This is a genomic window from Aquimarina spongiae (assembly GCF_900141785.1).
Lineage (GTDB): Bacteria > Bacteroidota > Bacteroidia > Flavobacteriales > Flavobacteriaceae > Aquimarina > Aquimarina spongiae.
Window position 1 is genome coordinate 976,940 of record NZ_FQYP01000001.1, and the last position, 17,082, is coordinate 994,021.

At 37.0% G+C, this 17,082-nt stretch carries 10 protein-coding genes; 4 read left to right on the plus strand and 6 right to left on the minus strand.

Going from position 1 to position 17,082, the window contains the following annotated elements:
- Positions 1–51 precede the first annotated feature (51 nt).
- Complete coding sequence (locus BUE24_RS04375) at positions 52–1,821, plus strand: serine hydrolase (protein WP_073314248.1); 1,770 nt, start codon at positions 52–54, stop codon at positions 1,819–1,821.
- Between the two features lie 69 nt (positions 1,822–1,890).
- On the opposite strand, the gene BUE24_RS04380 is transcribed toward BUE24_RS04375, so the two are convergent.
- Both BUE24_RS04380 and gyrA read right to left on the minus strand, forming a co-directional pair.
- Positions 1,891–3,174, minus strand: a complete 1,284-nt coding sequence (locus tag BUE24_RS04380; RefSeq protein WP_073314250.1) for a tetratricopeptide repeat protein — start codon at positions 3,172–3,174, stop codon at positions 1,891–1,893.
- Positions 3,175–3,202: 28 nt separating this feature from the next.
- Positions 3,203–5,746, minus strand: coding sequence for a DNA gyrase subunit A (gene gyrA, locus BUE24_RS04385; protein WP_073314252.1), 2,544 nt, complete (start codon positions 5,744–5,746; stop codon positions 3,203–3,205).
- A gap of 358 nt (positions 5,747–6,104) precedes the next feature.
- Here gyrA and BUE24_RS04390 point away from each other — a divergent pair, with 358 nt between their 5' ends.
- From BUE24_RS04390 to BUE24_RS04400, 3 genes are all read left to right on the plus strand, one after another.
- Positions 6,105–8,660 carry an ATP-dependent Clp protease ATP-binding subunit gene (locus BUE24_RS04390; protein WP_073314254.1) on the plus strand — a complete coding sequence of 852 codons (2,556 nt, stop codon included), beginning with the start codon at positions 6,105–6,107 and terminating at the stop codon, positions 8,658–8,660.
- Positions 8,661–8,780: 120 nt separating this feature from the next.
- Entirely contained in the window at positions 8,781–9,149 is a 369-nt protein-coding gene (locus BUE24_RS04395) for a hypothetical protein (RefSeq protein ID WP_073314256.1), read from the plus strand.
- A 112-nt stretch (positions 9,150–9,261) separates the two neighbouring features.
- Entirely contained in the window at positions 9,262–9,645 is a 384-nt protein-coding gene (locus BUE24_RS04400) for a hypothetical protein (RefSeq protein ID WP_073314258.1), read from the plus strand.
- Here BUE24_RS04400 and BUE24_RS04405 read toward each other — a convergent pair.
- The 4 genes from BUE24_RS04405 to BUE24_RS04420 form a co-directional block, all read right to left on the minus strand.
- Entirely contained in the window at positions 9,634–11,028 is a 1,395-nt protein-coding gene (locus BUE24_RS04405) for an endo-1,4-beta-xylanase (RefSeq protein WP_084549391.1), read from the minus strand. The two genes, BUE24_RS04400 and BUE24_RS04405, sit on opposite strands and share 12 nt — an antisense overlap.
- A 94-nt stretch (positions 11,029–11,122) precedes the next feature.
- Positions 11,123–12,322 (minus strand): CIA30 family protein, encoded by a 1,200-nt coding sequence (locus tag BUE24_RS04410; RefSeq protein ID WP_073314262.1) that lies wholly within the window; start codon positions 12,320–12,322, stop codon positions 11,123–11,125.
- A gap of 11 nt (positions 12,323–12,333) precedes the next feature.
- A complete protein-coding gene (locus tag BUE24_RS04415) occupies positions 12,334–13,911 on the minus strand; it encodes a RagB/SusD family nutrient uptake outer membrane protein (protein WP_073314264.1) in 1,578 nt (525 codons plus the stop codon).
- A gap of 2 nt (positions 13,912–13,913) precedes the next feature.
- Positions 13,914–17,051, minus strand: a complete 3,138-nt coding sequence (locus tag BUE24_RS04420; RefSeq protein ID WP_073314266.1) for a SusC/RagA family TonB-linked outer membrane protein — start codon at positions 17,049–17,051, stop codon at positions 13,914–13,916.
- Positions 17,052–17,082: the final 31 nt, after the last annotated feature.

The window sequence follows — 17,082 nt, forward strand, 5'->3', positions numbered from 1 at the left end:
ACAAAAACGAGGCGCTATTGATAGCTTTGTTTCAACTAAAAATTAAAAATCATGAATGATCAATCAATAGCGAAAAATTTACTCTATCAACGAAAGAAAAAAGGATATACTCAAGAAGAACTCTCGGTAAAAACTACAGTCACCATACGAACCATACAACGTATTGAAAAAGGTGAAGTTCGACCTCACTTACAAACCATTAAGCTCCTAGCCAATGCTTTGGAAATAGAAGTTGAAGATCTTCTGGTCATAGAAAATCCAAAAGAAGAAGACATTCAAAAAAAATGGCTTTTATTAATGCATGGTGTTCCTATTTTGGGAATGGTCATCCCTCTTTGTAATATCCTCATTCCTCTATTCTTATGGATTCATAAACGTGAAGACAATAAAGTGTACGATCAACATGGGAGAGCTATTGTAAATTTTCAAATCACCATGACTATTTTGTTTGCATTATCATTCATTGCGCTGGTAACAATACAGAGAATTGGGTTTCTCCTATTCATTGCTGTTATACCCTACACTCTAATTGTTATGATTATCAATCTGGTATCGGCAATAAATTCACAAAAATGCTACTACCCACCATCTATCCCATTTCTAAGAAGGAAAACCAACAATTTAAAGAATTTAGGGATTCTGTTGGTTCTTACCACATTTTTGATCACAGGATGTAATGGCAAAAGCCCCATTACTGATAGCGTAACCAGGTTGGATGGATCTACGATATCCAAGGATTCTTTAACCATAAAAATCAATCAACTTTTACAAAAAGCGAATGTGCATGGTGCCGCTGTAACAGTACTAAATGACAATAAAATCAGTTATCGAAAGGTTTTTGGATACAAAAACTATGAGAAAAAGGAGTTTTTAACCGATTCATCAAATATATATGGAGCTTCTTTTAGCAAATCCGTTTTTGCTGTACTTGTCATGAAACTGGTAGAAGAAAACATAATTGATTTGGATACCCCTTTGGAGTCCTATCTTCCAAAAAAAATCTATGAATATAAACCCCTTACGAGATGGCATGATGATTTCTCAGATTTAAAAAACGACTCTTTATATCACAAAATAACAGCTCGAATGTGTCTTAATCACACCACTGGTTTTAATAACTATCGTTGGTTTGAGGAAGATCAGAAATTAAGAGTGAATTTTGAACCAGGGAGCAAATATGGATATTCAGGAGAAGGGTATATCTACTTACAGGTAGTTCTTGAAAAAATCTTAAACAGAAGTTTAGAAGATTTAGCTCAGGAAAAAATCTTCACCCCATTAGGCATGAATAATTCCAGCTATCAGTGGAATACCAAATTTGAAAAGGATTTTGCTTATGGACATTCCTCTTCTGGTGGAACACACCCAAAAGATATTGATAACGAACCAAGAGGAGGTGGTACATTGGAAACATCTGCTATAGATTATAGTTTATTCTTAGAAGCAGTATTACAACAAAAAATTATTAGCCAAGATTCATGGAATAAGATCTTTACACCTCAGATTAGAATACGATCAGAAAGACATTTTGGCCCATATTCTTCTAGAACAACCGATACCTATGATGCTATTCATCTAAGTTCAGGTTTAGGTTGGAATTTATTTACTACACCTTATGGCATCGGAGCTTTTAAGGGAGGGCATAGCGATGACGGGTTTCAGCATTATTCTATTGTATTTCCTTCATCCAAAAAAGGTATTATGATCATGACCAATAGCGATAATGGAAATACCATTTTTAAAGAACTTTTAGAAGTCGCTTTAGGCGACACCTTTACCCCTTGGAAATGGAATAATTATATTCCGTACGATGTGGATTAGCATACAATTGGACAATAAAAAAACCGAAAGCATGGCTTTCGGTTTTTTATATACTGTTTTGAAGGTTTTTTAGTTGCCTCCTTCTAAAGCCTTAAGCTTATTTTTCATTTCGTCAGCCTTAGGATCGTCTAACTGATAAAAGATATTCATTAAAGTACGAACAGCTTCTACGTTATCAGGATTGCTTTTTAAAGCTCCTTCCAAATAAGGAACAGCACTTCTATAAACGTCTTCTCTTTTCTGTTTCAATACATCATAACGCTTGTAATCTTTACTAGAAGTACCAAGATTATTCATCTCATCAACGATAGCCTTTTCTTTTCCAAGGATCAATGCTGCAACGTTGATTTGTGCTGCAGTATAGTCTGGCTTTAACTCTAAAGTTTTCTTATAGTAATCTAGTGCCTGGTCATTATCACCAAGACGAGAAGCACTAACCCCAAGGTTATATAATAAGTCTGGATTTTCAGGATCGTTTGCAACGATCTGCTCCATAATTTCCTTATACTTTTCGAGATTACCTAATTTATAGAATACATCTGCTTCAGCTTGTAATAAAGAAGTATCATTAGGATTCTCTACTTTAGCATCTTCAATTGCTTTCATTGCTTCTTCATCTTTACCTTGAGTGATATAGATCAAAGCAATATTCTTAGCAATTTCTCCTTTTTTAGAATCAGTAACACGCTCTTCTGGCTTGATATGAGTTCCTGACTTCACGATAAGATCTCTGGTCTGCTTAGAGTCGAATGGCTCTACTTCACCAGTTTCTTTGTTGGTCGCTACAAATTCTGTTGCAACACCGCTAAACCCAATCGTTTTTAATTCGTTGTAGTATTTAAGAGCAGTATCATAATCCTTACCATTCACAGCATTTCCTGCTGCATAATAAAGATAGATAGTATCTTGCTTGTTTGTTTTATAACTTACATACAATTTTTCAGAAGCGTTTTTATAATTCTTAGCATTCTGATCTTTGATAGCTCCTTCTACCAAAGCTTGACGTAAAGTTTGTAATTTTTGAGAAGCATCAGCTGTATACTTCGAACTTCCAGCTTCTTTCTCTATTTTCATTGCTTTTACATAAGCATTGGCAGCTCCTTCCATTTTTTCTACTGATTCTCCAGCAGTACCAGAAAGTACTTGAGCTTTTAAATAGTAAAACTGCGCTTTTAATTTAGCCTCAGCTCCATCGATTTGCGATTCTGCTGCATTCAATGCATCAGCAGCTGCATCCAAATTACCCGACTTTACATTTTTGTTGGCCGCTTTCAAAGCTTTTGCTGCTTCTTTTTGAGAAAATCCAATAGTACTAATCGCTAGGAATAATACTAAGATAAATTTAGTCTTCATTACTCGTCTTTTTTTTAATGGGATTTAATTATTCTTCAGTTTTCTTATCAATATTCGTGCCATCTCCGGCATCTTCAGTATCTATATTTGCTTCGGCGATTTCGTCGGCATTTTCTGCGTTCTCCAAATCATCTTCATCGTGCATTACTTTTGCCACCGCAGCAATAGAATCTTTACCTTTTAAGTTAATCAATCGAACCCCCTGAGTGGCACGACCCATAACTCTTAAATCTTCGACCGAAAGTCTTATCGCGATACCCGATTTATTGATGATCATCAAATCATCCAAATCAGTTACATTCTTTATCGCTACCAAGTTTCCAGTCTTATCAGTTACAGAAATGGTCTTAACTCCTTTACCTCCTCTGTTGGTAATCCTATAATCTTCTAGTTTTGAACGTTTTCCGTATCCGTTTTCTGACACCACTAAGATATTACTTTCCATGTCATTTACGGCAACCATACCAATTACTTCGTCTTTTTCATCTGCCAATCTAATTCCTCTAACTCCAGATGCTCCTCTACCCATAGGTCGAGTTTTCTCCTCTTCAAAGCGTATCGCTTTTCCAGATTTTACAGCGAGCATTACCTGACTTTTACCATCGGTAAGTTTAGCTTCTAGTAACTCATCCTCGTCCTTAATAGTAATGGCATTAATTCCATTAGTTCTTGGTCTGGAATATTGTTCCAAAGATGTCTTTTTGACCTGACCTTTTTTCGTTGCCATTATGACATAGTGTGAATTGATATACTCTTCGTCTTTTAAATCTTGAGTACATATAAATGCTTTCACTTTGTCATCCTGACTGATATTGATCAAATTCTGGATGGCTCTACCTTTCGAAGTTTTACTTCCTTCTGGTATTTCGTATACACGCATCCAGAAACATTTTCCTTTTTGAGTAAAAAACAACATGTATTGATGGTTAGTACCCACAAACAGGTGCTCCAAGAAGTCTTCATTACGAGTAGTACTTCCTTTTTGTCCAACTCCACCTCTATTTTGTTTCTTATACTCGTTTAGCGATGTTCTTTTGATATATCCTGCATGAGAAATGGTAATCACCACCTTTTCATCAGGGATCATATCCTCTATACTAAGATCACCACCTGCATATTCTATTTGAGAACGACGCTCATCTCCGTATTTTTCCTGTACTTCGATTAGCTCTTCTTTAATGATATCCATTCGACGTTCTTTTTTAGCAAGAATGTCTTTTAAATCTTCAATGGTTTTCATCAATTCTTCGTACTCAGCACGTAATTTATCCTGTTCAAGACCAGTAAGCTGTCTCAATCTCATTTCTACAATTGCCTTGGCTTGTATCTCAGACAATTTGAAACGCTCAATCAACTTTTCACGGGCCTCTTCCGCATTGGCAGAAGAACGAATCAATGCAATTACTTCATCAATATTATCCGAAGCTATGATTAATCCTTCTAATATGTGCGCTCTTTCTTCGGCTTTTCTTAATTCATATTTTGTGCGGCGCACGACCACATCATGTCTGTGCTCTACAAAATGGTGAATCATTTCTTTTACATTCAACAACTGCGGTCTTCCTTTTACTAGTGCAATATTATTTACACTAAAAGAAGATTGAAGCGCAGTGTACTTATATAAAAGGTTCAATACAATATTAGGTATTGCATCTCTTTTCAAGACATAAACGATACGCATTCCTTTACGATCTGATTCGTCCCGAATCGAAGAAATACCATCTATCTTCTTATCATTTACCAAATCGGCAGTCTTCTTAATCATATCTGCCTTATTGACCTGATAAGGTATTTCGGTAACGATAATACACTCTCTACCATTCACTTCTTCAAAACTGGCTTTACCTCGCATTACGATTCTACCGCGACCTGTTTTGAATGCTTCTCTTACGCCGTCATATCCATAAATGATCCCTCCCGTTGGAAAATCAGGAGCTTTGATATGAGTCATTAACTCGTCAATCTCGATATCATTGTTATCGATATAAGCAATAGTACCATCCACAACTTCGCTCAAGTTATGTGGTGGCATATTGGTTGCCATACCTACCGCAATTCCTGAAGCACCATTAATCAATAATCCCGGAACTCTTGTAGGAAGTACCGTTGGTTCTTGTAGTGTATCGTCAAAATTGAAGGTATGATCTACTGTATCTTTTTCTATATCCGCAAGCATGTCTTCGGATATCTTTCTCATTCTTGCCTCGGTATAACGCATTGCTGCCGGACTGTCCCCATCTACAGACCCAAAGTTACCCTGGCCATCTACCAACATATATCTCAAACTCCATTCCTGGGCCATACGAACCATAGTGTCGTATACCGAAGTATCCCCGTGTGGGTGATATTTACCTAGAACTTCCCCTACAATTCTAGCTGATTTTTTGTGGGCGCTACTAGCTCTTACTCCCAATTCATACATACCATATAATACACGTCGATGTACTGGCTTTAAGCCATCTCTAACATCTGGAAGTGCACGAGATACAATAACTGACATCGAATAATCGATGTAAGCAGATTTCATCTCATCCTCAATATTAATAGGTATAAGTTTTTCTCCTTCTGCCATAAAAACTTTTTTCTGAAATTGAATTATTAAACGCGCTAATTTAAGTAAATTAAGACGTTTTTAACACCCAATTACCTATGTAATATACGTAATTTATTAACAAAAATAGCACTTAGTATCGTTAATAAGTCTATAAACATAGGTTTTGATTATTACAGCTTTTTTTGTCTATTTACCAAGAAATGCAAAAAAAGAGAATCGATCCGGTTATCGATTTTAGTAAAAATTGGGCATAACTACATGACAAATTAGCCTTTTGGCATCATATATTTGTTAATCATCGATTAAAAGGAATAGTTTTTGCCATAGTAATTCCAAAAATTATTATTTTAGTTATATAGAAAAAGAAAGAGATTATATGGATGATAATTTTTCACCTAGAGTAAAAGATGTAATTGCCTATAGTAAGGAAGAAGCTCTTAGATTGGGGCATGACTTTATAGGTACAGAACATCTTATGTTAGGATTATTGCGTGATGGAAGTGGAAAAGCAATTAGTATCCTTGATGCGTTAGACATAGATTTAACTAACTTAAGAAGAAAAGTTGAAATTCTAAGCCCTGCAAATCCCAATGTAGCAGTTGCTTCAAACGAAAAAAAGAACTTACACTTAACCAGGCAAGCAGAAAGAGCTTTAAAAACGACCTTTCTGGAAGCCAAATTATTTCAAAGTTCCTCAATTAATACCGCACATTTATTGCTATGTATTTTGAGAAACGAAAATGACCCAACCACAAAACTTTTAAATCGTTTAAAAGTAGATTATGATAATGTTAAAGACCAATTTAAATATATGATCGCAAACGAAGAAGAATATCTAGACAACCCAAAAGCAGAATCCTTCTCTGAAGATGATGATGATTTAACAGGAGATGCTTCAAAAGAAAATCCGTTTAATTCTCCAGGTTCTGGTAGTAAAGCCGGCAAGAAATCTAAAACTCCTGTTTTGGATAATTTTGGTCGTGATCTTACCGCCATGGCAGAAGAAGGAAAGCTTGATCCTGTAGTAGGTCGATCCAAAGAAATTGAACGTGTATCTCAAATTTTGAGCCGTCGTAAAAAGAATAATCCTTTGCTAATTGGTGAACCTGGTGTTGGTAAATCCGCCATCGCCGAAGGTTTGGCACTTCGCATAGTGAAACGAAAAGTCTCTCGTATTCTTTTTGATAAACGAGTGGTTACACTGGATCTCGCTAGTTTGGTAGCCGGAACAAAATACCGTGGGCAATTCGAAGAACGAATGAAAGCGGTAATGAATGAACTGGAGAAAAATGATGACATCATCCTTTTTATTGATGAAATACATACGATTGTAGGTGCAGGTGGTGCTACCGGAAGCCTTGATGCTTCTAATATGTTCAAACCAGCATTGGCAAGAGGAGAAATTCAATGTATAGGAGCTACTACGCTGGACGAGTATCGTCAATACATCGAAAAAGATGGAGCACTTGAGCGTCGTTTCCAAAAAGTAATTGTAGAACCTACAAATATTGAAGAAACGATAGAAATCCTTAACAATATTAAGGAGAAGTATGAAGAACATCATAATGTAAGCTACACACCGGATGCTATAGAAGCTTGTGTTAAGCTTACCAACAGGTATATGACGGATCGTTTTTTACCAGACAAAGCTATCGATGCTTTGGATGAAGCTGGTTCTAGAGTGCACATCACTAATATAGATGTACCTAAGAAAGTTCTTGATCTCGAAAAGAAATTGGAAGAGGTTAGAGAATTAAAGAATAGCGTAGTCAAAAAACAGAAGTATGAAGAGGCTGCAAAGCTAAGGGATGATGAAAAAAATCTGGAAAAGGAATTGAGTGTAGCCCAAGAACAGTGGGAAAAAGAATCCAAACTTCATAAAGAAACTGTAGATGAGGAAAATGTAGCTGACGTAGTTTCTATGATGACAGGAATTCCCGTGAATCGTATCGCTCAGACGGAAAGCAACAAACTTGCAGAACTTCCCAATTTGATCAAAGGAAAGGTAATTGGGCAGGATGAGGCTGTAAATAAAGTAGTGAAAGCAATACAGCGTAATCGTGCAGGATTGAAAGATCCTAACAAACCTATTGGTTCCTTCATTTTCTTGGGACAAACAGGTGTTGGAAAAACACAGTTAGCAAAAGTATTAGCCAAAGAGCTGTTTGATAGTGAAGATACATTAATTCGTATCGACATGAGTGAATACATGGAAAAATTCGCCGTGTCTAGACTAATTGGTGCGCCTCCGGGATACGTAGGATACGAAGAAGGCGGGCAGCTTACCGAAAAGGTAAGAAGAAAGCCTTATTCTGTGATTCTATTAGACGAGATCGAAAAAGCACATCCTGATGTGTTCAATATGATGTTACAGGTACTTGATGATGGTTATCTTACAGATAGTTTGGGTCGTAAAATCGACTTTAGAAACACCATTATCATTATGACCTCTAATATTGGTGCTCGTAAACTTAAAGACTTTGGACAAGGTGTTGGTTTTGGAACGACTGCCAAAAAGTCTCAAGCCGAAGATTATGCCAAAGGTGTGATTGAAAACGCACTCAAAAAGGCATTTGCACCTGAGTTCCTGAATCGAGTTGATGATGTGATTGTGTTTAACGCTCTTGAAAGAGAAGATATTCACAAGATCATCGATATCGAACTTGATAAGTTATATGGAAGAATCAAAGGTCTTGGTTATGATCTTTCTTTAAGTGAAAAAGCGAAGGACTATATCACTGAAAAAGGATTTGACAAACAATATGGTGCCAGACCATTGAAAAGAGCTATTCAAAAATATATTGAGGATGCTCTTGCTGAAGAGATTATTAACGCTAAACTTCAAGAAGGAGATAGTATCTTTATGGATATAGATGATTCTGGAGAATTGACGATCAGCATCGAAAAAGCTGAAAAATCAACCGAATCGTAACATCCAAAAAAAGTAATATGTTTAAACCGCTGTTGATAAACGGCGGTTTTTTTTATCTCAAAGAATTTGATATTTATGATTTTCCTTTTACATTGATCGCGCTAAGCTAACTAACAATACATGATTAAATCTTATACCCTTGATTTCTGTACCCTGGAAATTCATGATGATTATGTACTTGCAGTAATGAATGAAGGCATTACTGTCGACAAACAGAACAATGCTGTCTTGATAGAAATAGCGGAAAGTCATTTTGATACCCCTTTTGTATATATTACACATAGAATTCACTCCTATTCGGTTGATCCTATAGTGTATATAAGAACAGCCCAGATCAAACAGTTAAAAGGATTTGCGGTGGTTTCTAAAGATCCCGTTCAAAAAACACAAACCACCTACGAGAAAACATTTTTCAACAAGGAATTCTGGCATTTTGAGACTATGGAAGATGCCTTGAAATGGAAAAACAAACTTCTAAAAAAAGGGTAACAAAAACACTTTATATACCTAAGGATTAATATTTTAACTTTTGTTTAATCTAGTTTTATCGTAAATTAAAGGCACATTAGCCATACTTAGATATAGTAATTCATTAGTGAAAATGATAAAATACTATGATTTAGGTTTTACTACGGTCGAAGTGCATCAAAATTACCTCACCAATACTATTTCTTCTGGTTTTTTGGTTTTACCCGAGCATAACAAGATTCTATTAGAGTTTGTAAATACGCATTTCAACAACCGAAACTTTGTGTACATCTCTAACCGAATACATTCATACTCGGTAAACCCAACAATATATCATGAAACCAAAAAAATTGATAACATGTTGGGTATCGCTGTAGTATCAAAGAACCCCCGGCAAAAATTACTCTCTGAACTAGAGGGTTCTTTCTATAAAAAAGACTTGAAGTACTTTTCTTCTATGATTGAAGCATTACGATGGAAAGATGCATTGCTCAAAAAGGCGGCATCAATCCAATAATACTTTTATAAAACTAAAATAGGCTTCTTTTTTCTCGAAAGAGGCATCGAATAAAAGTGGCCACTCTGGTCTGCCATTATTTTCTGGAATTAACCATGTATCATCATCTTTAAGCCCCCAAAGCGTAATCGCATACTTTTGTGCTTGTGGAATCGCGTTAAAAATTTCAACTATCTCTGCCACCCTTGCTGCCTGGGCCATTGAGCGCTCTGCAGTGAATTCAGTTAAATCATCAACAGCATTTACTTTTACGTCAAGTTCTGCAAAATGTATAAGCACATCTTTTGCAACCAATTCGTCGGTAGCATCCTGTATTTCTTGTCTGCTAGGAAAATTATAATCTATATGCATTTGATATCCTACTCCGTCGATTAAATTATTAGCCTTCAAATTGTCTACCATCATCAACACTTTACCTCTTTTGGTAGCATCAAAAGTCATATTGTAATCATTGTAAAACAGTTTTACATCCGGATCAGCGGCTCTTGCAAACTCAAAACACTTTTGAACATAGTTCTCCCCCATTCTTTGCAAAAACAAGGTGTTTCTCCATTGAACAGCAGGATCATCGTCAATAGCTTCGTTTACGACATCCCAAGAGTTGATTTTACCTTTATATCTGGTAAGCACCGCATTAATATATTGCCCGATCAAATCTTCAAATTCCTGATCTGTTCCTGCAAAATTTTCTAATGCTTCCGGTACACTACGATGCCAAATCAAAGTATGACCATGCACATTCATACCATTCGTTTCGGCATAGTTGATCAAAGCATCTACTTTACTCCAATCATAAATGATATTACCTGACCCATCAATGCCCGTAAATACAGAAGCCATTTTCATATCATTCTCGGCAGTAATGCTATTGAACTCTCTTTTATACACCTCATCATAGGCAGCGATTTGAGTTCTAGCGGCAGAAACGGCCACGCCTACTAGAAAATTATTTTCTGCTGCTTGCTTCAGCGTGACATCATCAGTAATTTCGGTATCCGTACTAACATCAATAATGTTTGAGTTACCAGAGCTTTCTCCATCAACCACAGCTCGTACTCTATAATAATATTGAGTATTTTGTGCTAACCCAGACACAGTTTCAAACAATTGATTCACCGATCTGTTTTCATATCCTTGCAAAAATGAAGAGAAACCAGCATTATCTGAGACATCCAACTGGTACTCTCCTGCTCTAAATACTGGATCCCAATTGGCTCTAAAACTGGTAAAAGCTATTTCTGAGGCTGCTGTTGCAACTGGCGATGATATTGTTCCCTGTCCTTGATCATCACTATCATCATTAGAGCATGAGACAAAAATTATAATGGCAAGAGACACCATTGCCAGGAAAAGTATTTTACTTATTTCTTTTATTCGTAACATATTTCTTTATGATTTACAAGGAGAAGATCACACAACAAAAGTCGCATTCCTTTCTCCCTGTTGGTATTACTCTCTTTATTAATCTACTACTTATTTATTCCAGTTCTAAAACTTCGAATTTGATATTATCATATTTGTATCCAGACGGAACCACTCCTGCTCCTCCTTCGTGGCTGATCTGCATTTTTACCGCTATAATGGTAGATGGATTTACATCACCATTACTCTGATTACCAGGATCAAAACTGAAACCAAAATCAGACATTCTTAATCGTAAGGTTTGCCATCCTGTCCCTTCCAATGGAACTTTGAATAGCCAATTACTTCGATCATCTTCCAGAACAAATTCCATCACTGTTCCTGGAAAACCATCTCCGTTAATATCAATGATCAAAAATGCATTCTCGGCATCTGTAGAAGTTGTCACCGAGGCTATACTTTGATGTGAGCTTCCCGTAAAAGGATCAGTACCCGTATCATCCCATACAATTTCGGCACCTGTACTTCCGTCCGCTCCAATTCCAGCTGCAATACGGAACATATTGTCTCCATAACTAAACCAATCCGAAGGATAATCATCATTGATACTAGGAATTCCGTTTCCTTCAAAATCTGTGATCAAAATTTCAACAATACCGCCTAGAATTGGTAAATCTTTTGAGACGGATCCGGCAGCAGTAACCAGAGTAAATTCTGTAGTTTCGGTTTTTCCCTCTGGAAATATAAAGGTGAGTTCCTGCGGAGAAACCACGGTAAATTCTCCCACCGATTCTCCATCGATCAAAACATCTTCAACATTAAAAAACCAATCTCCAAATACTCGAATTTCAACACCAGCTTCGGCTTTATCCGGAGCAAAAGTATCCTGAACAGTTAAAGTGGGTTCTGGTTGAATGATTTCAAATTCTGTAGACACCGTAGTTCCAAACTGATTTTTAAAGGTGACTTTTTGATTTCCAAAACGACTCCCAAGATCCACATCAAAAGGAACATTAAAAAAAAGTGCCACATCAGAATTCAAAGTAGTATTAAAGCCTACATTAATTTTATCGTCAAAAATGATCTCTTTCATATTACTTAGACCACTACCTTCTACTCTTACCAGTACATCTGGGAAACCAGAATTGATCCTTGGATCGTCTCCCAACGATAATATATTTGAGATTACAGGGTCTCCAAAGGTTTCTTCTTTACTATCGTTCTCACAAGAGGATAATACTATGAATGCCACCAATGGTAAACATAAAACCAGTAAGTTATAGATAGAAAATCTTGATTTATTATTTCTTATCATGATGTATTGTATTAATCATTAATTACATAATCTACCGCTGGACTTGTTGTGTCTATAAATGATAACTCTGCAGCTGGAATAGGAAAAAGAAAATTGGCGTTATCTATATCGGTCACAAACACGGGATCGGTATCTAATGGCACTAAGCTATTTGCCGTACCTCTGTTCTGTACTCTGATAATATCTCTTGCCATGGTTCTATCCAGTCGCAACAAATCCAACCAGAATTTACCGGCTTCCAAAGCCAATTCTATTCTTCTCTCATTCATAAGATCCTCTTTGCTGATCATCATTTTTTCCGAAAGACCTGCCCTTCTTCTCACCTGGTTAAAAGCGTCTATTGCTTGTGCATCTCCTGTAGATGCGCCGTTTCCTAAAATAGCTTCGGCGTATATCAATAAGATATCCGCGTACCTCATCAGCTGAGTACTCATTTCAGTTCTCATAAAAAATACGTTAGGATGTTCGTTTAGAGAACCTACCACATATTTCCGGTATCGAATTTTGGTGGCCGAATTATCACCATTTTCAGGAAAAGTATATCCCCCATCCACGGTTTTTAATTCATCATACTGTCGCCCGGGTTCCATAATGATCCATTTACGCCGTAAATCCTCTTCTCCGGGATCTGCTACTTTATCAAACGCCAAAAACAAATCTACACTGGGTGCTACAGAACCAAAAGCTCCGTTATTTCCCACCAAATCATCATCATCAATTAAGTACGCCTGATTGGTATTTTGTATGCCCCATAATCCATTGATCGAAGTCCAAACCCATCTGTAAATCCCTTCTCGGTTTACACTTAGCGATGGGTTTATAAACTGATCCTGGTAGTTGGATTGCAGGCTATGTAATCCGCTATCGATAACCATTTTTGCATATGCTCTGGCGTTTTCATAGTCTTTTAAGGTCAGGTGCATTTCTGCAAGAAATGCCCAGGGAGCTGTTTTCCCTACTCGACGTTGATCCGAAGGATTAAGCGGTAATAGATCCGCTGCCTTTTTCAAATCGCTTTCGATAAAGGCATAAATACTAGGAACTGTATTCAAACGATATCTTGTAGAGGTATCTGCTGTAATCTGATCAATCACAGGAATCTCTCCCCACAATCTGACCAAATAGAAGTAAGCAAAAGCTCTTACAAATCGAGCTTCTCCTTCTACCTGATTTTTAACTTCTTCAGAAATATCAGGACTTAAGCCTTGATCAATAATCTTTAATAGTTGATTGGCATCAGCAATCCCTTTGTAAAAACCTTCCCAGCCTTCTAAAAGTGTTCGGTTATTGACTCCCACCGCAAACAGTTTATAAGGCGCATCAGCTTCGAACCCTATAGAATTACCCGCCAACATATCCAAAGAATACATAAACTTGTCATTGGCAGTAAAAAATGCTTGACCATATAATGTATTTGCTCCAGCTAGTAATTGATCATCGGTCATATAAAAATTATCCTCGGTAATCGTATCTACTACCGGTACTTCTAAAAAATCGTCTCCGCAAGAAGCGAGAAAGATCAACATCAAAACGTGTGTAAAAATTTTATAACTATTTTTCATACCCATCATATTATTTTCCTTTTTCATAATTAAAATTGAACATTAAGTCCAAGAGTAATAGTTCTTGGAACTGGATATCTACCAAAATCAATTCCCTTCAGTAATGCACTTTGATTTAGAGAACCTACTTCTGGGTCATAACCGGAATAATTCGTTAGTGTATATATATTTTGGAGAATGGTATATACTCGTACCCGATCAAAAAAGTTGTTTTTACCAAATGTGTCTTTTGGCAATGTGCAGCCTAATGTTACACTTTGTATCCTGAGATAAGAACCATCTTCAATAAAACGATCCGATACTCTTGTGTTTCCATTTCTATCTCCATCAGAATATCTAGGTAAACTTCCATTAGGGTTTGTAGCGCTATATCTATCAATAACTGTAGTTGCTTGATTTGAATTGAAGCGATTGATCCCTTCTGTAAAAACTCTGGTATAATTGTAAATATCGTTACCATATGATCCCTGAAGAAAGATCGATAAGTCAAACATTCTGTATCTAAAGTTGTTGGTAATACTGAAGGTAAAGTCTGGATGCGGATTACCTATGAATGTCCTATCATTGGCATCAATAACGCCATCATCATTCAAATCTCTGAATCGAATATCTCCTAGCCACGTTCCATTGGCCTCACTAATAGAGCTTTCCGCAGGAATAGGACCATTGTTTAGTTCTTCCTGGGATCTAAACAAACCATCGGTAACAAAACCAAAGAACATTCCGATGGGTTGTCCTACTTGCGATCTGGTTAAATCGGCAATAACATCCTCATCTTGTATCGTACCTATAATAGCATCATCATCATTGGATAGTTCTCTGATTTCATTTCTATATAGAGAAAAAACAATATTGGAATCCCAGCTAAAATGCTCTTTATTAATATTCTTTGTCGACAAATTCACATCAATACCATCGTTGATCATTTCTCCAAAATTCAATACTGGAGGTTGAATACCGATAAAAGACAAGGAGTTCAAACTTCCTAAAAAGCCTGGTAAGGGTTGAATAGCCAAAAAGTCTTTTGACGTTTTTCTATATACATCTACATCTAATCGGATTTTACTATTCAAGAATCCTAATTCTACTCCCAGGTTAGGCGAAATCAACGATTCCCAAGCGACATCTGCATTTGGAAAGTTTGCGGCGCTAAACCCACTCCCTAAAGCTGTATTTACATTTCTAAGCAAGGTTCTGAAAAGATTATCACTGATCTGTTGGTTACCACTGGTACCGTATCCTACCCTTATCTTGAAGTAATCCCATACATTGGAAACGCTTTCCATAAAAGGTTCTTCACTCACTACCCATGCTGCAGAAGCTGATGGAAACACCCCCCAACGATTATTAGGTCCAAATTTTGAAGATCCATCATATCGCACCGAGGCAGATAGCAAATACTTGTCTAAATAATTGTAATTGATTCTACCAAAGTAAGACGCGATAGTACTAGATCCCTCAAAAGATTCTGCCAATGACTCTTCGGCATCACCCGTATTTAAGCCATCCACTTCATTACTTGGGAAATTTGATCGTTGTCCTGACAAACCTTGAAATTGGCTCTTCTGCGCCTCGGCCCCTAATAACAATCTAAATCTATGATCTCCAAATTGTGGTGAATAGGTCAAGTAATTTTTAAATAGATAATAAAAACCTTCGTTTGCTGACTTAAATGCTGTATTGGTATCATTTTTAATAGATCCAAAATCAAAGGTTGGAAAAAAACTTTCGGTCTTTGCAGTATTATAATCGTATCCAAGATCTGTTCTAAAACTTAAATTGTTTGCTAGTTGCAGATCCAAAAATAGGTTTCCATTGATTTTATATCGCTCTAGCGTACTACTCCTAATTTCTGCAGATGCTACCGGGTTTAATGCAGCGGTATTACCCAACACATTGTCTGGCGATCCGAAGGTTCCGTCTGGATTTCTGATAGGTATATCTGGAGTCTGTCTTAAAGCTGTAGTTATGGTACCATTTCGAGAATCGTTTAACCCCACTTCTTCAAGAGAATTACTCAAATTAATATTATGTCCAAATTTCAACCAGTCATTTACCTTGTAGTCCAAATTTAATCGAGCTCCAAATCTTCGTAGCCCAGAATTAATAACAATTCCTTCCTGGTCAAAATAATTGATCGATGCATAAAACTTTGCATTTTCTTTACCGCCTGACAATGACAGTTGATGATTTGTGATTGGTGCTGCTCGAAAAATAGCGCGCTGCCAATCTGTCCCTTCTCCCAAAATACTGGGATCCTCGAACTGAGGAAGCGGCGGGAGATTTACTGATGGTGTTTGTCTGGCTTCATTAGTATACGCAGCATACTCTCTAAGGTTCATCATATCAATCAAGTTTGGAGCAAACTGTACCCCTCCGTAGGTTTCATAACTGATTTTAGCCTTTCCTACCTTTCCTCGTTTTGTGGTAATCAGCACCACACCGTTCGATGCTTGAGCTCCATAAATGGCAGCTGCAGATGCATCTTTTAATACCGTTATAGATTCTATATCATTTGGATTTAACGCAGAAAGTGGACTTACCGCTGTTTGCCCTCCTGTACCTCCAAAACGAGAAAAATTGAAAGATTGCGTAGAAGCATTGGTTACGTTTACTCCATCAATGATATAAAGAGGTTCGTTGGTTCCTGTAACCGATGTGATCCCCCTAACCCGTATAGAAACTGCTCCTCCAGGTTGTCCAGAACTTCGGGTAACGGTAACACCGGAAACTAACCCCTGAATTCCCTGATCAATATTGGGGATAGTTTGCTTTGCTAGCGTTTCTGCACTGATGGTAGAAATTGCAGAGGTTAAGTCTTTTTTACTACTTTCTCCGTATCCTATTAATACGACTTCATCCAAATCGGTGGCATCCTGAGTCATGACGATGTTGATGCGTTTTGAATCGGTGTAAATTCTTTCTACGGTTTCCATTCCCAGATATGAGAATTGTATGGTGTTTCCTTTAGAAACCCCTTTTAACTCGTAGTTCCCGTCAAAATCTGTAGTTGTACCGTTGCTGGTTCCTTTTACCAACACAGTAACTCCTGGCAATGGCGAGTTGTTCTGATCTGTTACCATACCAGTTATACTATCTCCTTGCGACAAAACGGGTTGTATTCCAATTATGAGTATTGCAATAATTGCAAGTTTGAGTTTGATCATAAGTGTGATTTTTGATTATTAATAAACTGTT

Excerpts from the sequence above, each read along its gene's own strand:
- BUE24_RS04375 (WP_073314248.1), top strand. The coding sequence starts at position 52 with ATGAATGATCAATCAATAGCGAAAAATTTACTCTATCAACGAAAGAAA.
- BUE24_RS04380 (WP_073314250.1), bottom strand. The coding sequence starts at position 3,174 with ATGAAGACTAAATTTATCTTAGTATTATTCCTAGCGATTAGTACTATT.
- gyrA (WP_073314252.1), bottom strand. The coding sequence starts at position 5,746 with ATGGCAGAAGGAGAAAAACTTATACCTATTAATATTGAGGATGAGATG.
- BUE24_RS04390 (WP_073314254.1), top strand. The coding sequence starts at position 6,105 with ATGGATGATAATTTTTCACCTAGAGTAAAAGATGTAATTGCCTATAGT.
- BUE24_RS04395 (WP_073314256.1), top strand. The coding sequence starts at position 8,781 with ATGATTAAATCTTATACCCTTGATTTCTGTACCCTGGAAATTCATGAT.
- BUE24_RS04400 (WP_073314258.1), top strand. The coding sequence starts at position 9,262 with ATGATAAAATACTATGATTTAGGTTTTACTACGGTCGAAGTGCATCAA.
- BUE24_RS04405 (WP_084549391.1), bottom strand. The coding sequence starts at position 11,028 with ATGTTACGAATAAAAGAAATAAGTAAAATACTTTTCCTGGCAATGGTG.
- BUE24_RS04410 (WP_073314262.1), bottom strand. The coding sequence starts at position 12,322 with ATGATAAGAAATAATAAATCAAGATTTTCTATCTATAACTTACTGGTT.
- BUE24_RS04415 (WP_073314264.1), bottom strand. The coding sequence starts at position 13,911 with ATGAAAAAGGAAAATAATATGATGGGTATGAAAAATAGTTATAAAATT.
- BUE24_RS04420 (WP_073314266.1), bottom strand. The coding sequence starts at position 17,051 with ATGATCAAACTCAAACTTGCAATTATTGCAATACTCATAATTGGAATA.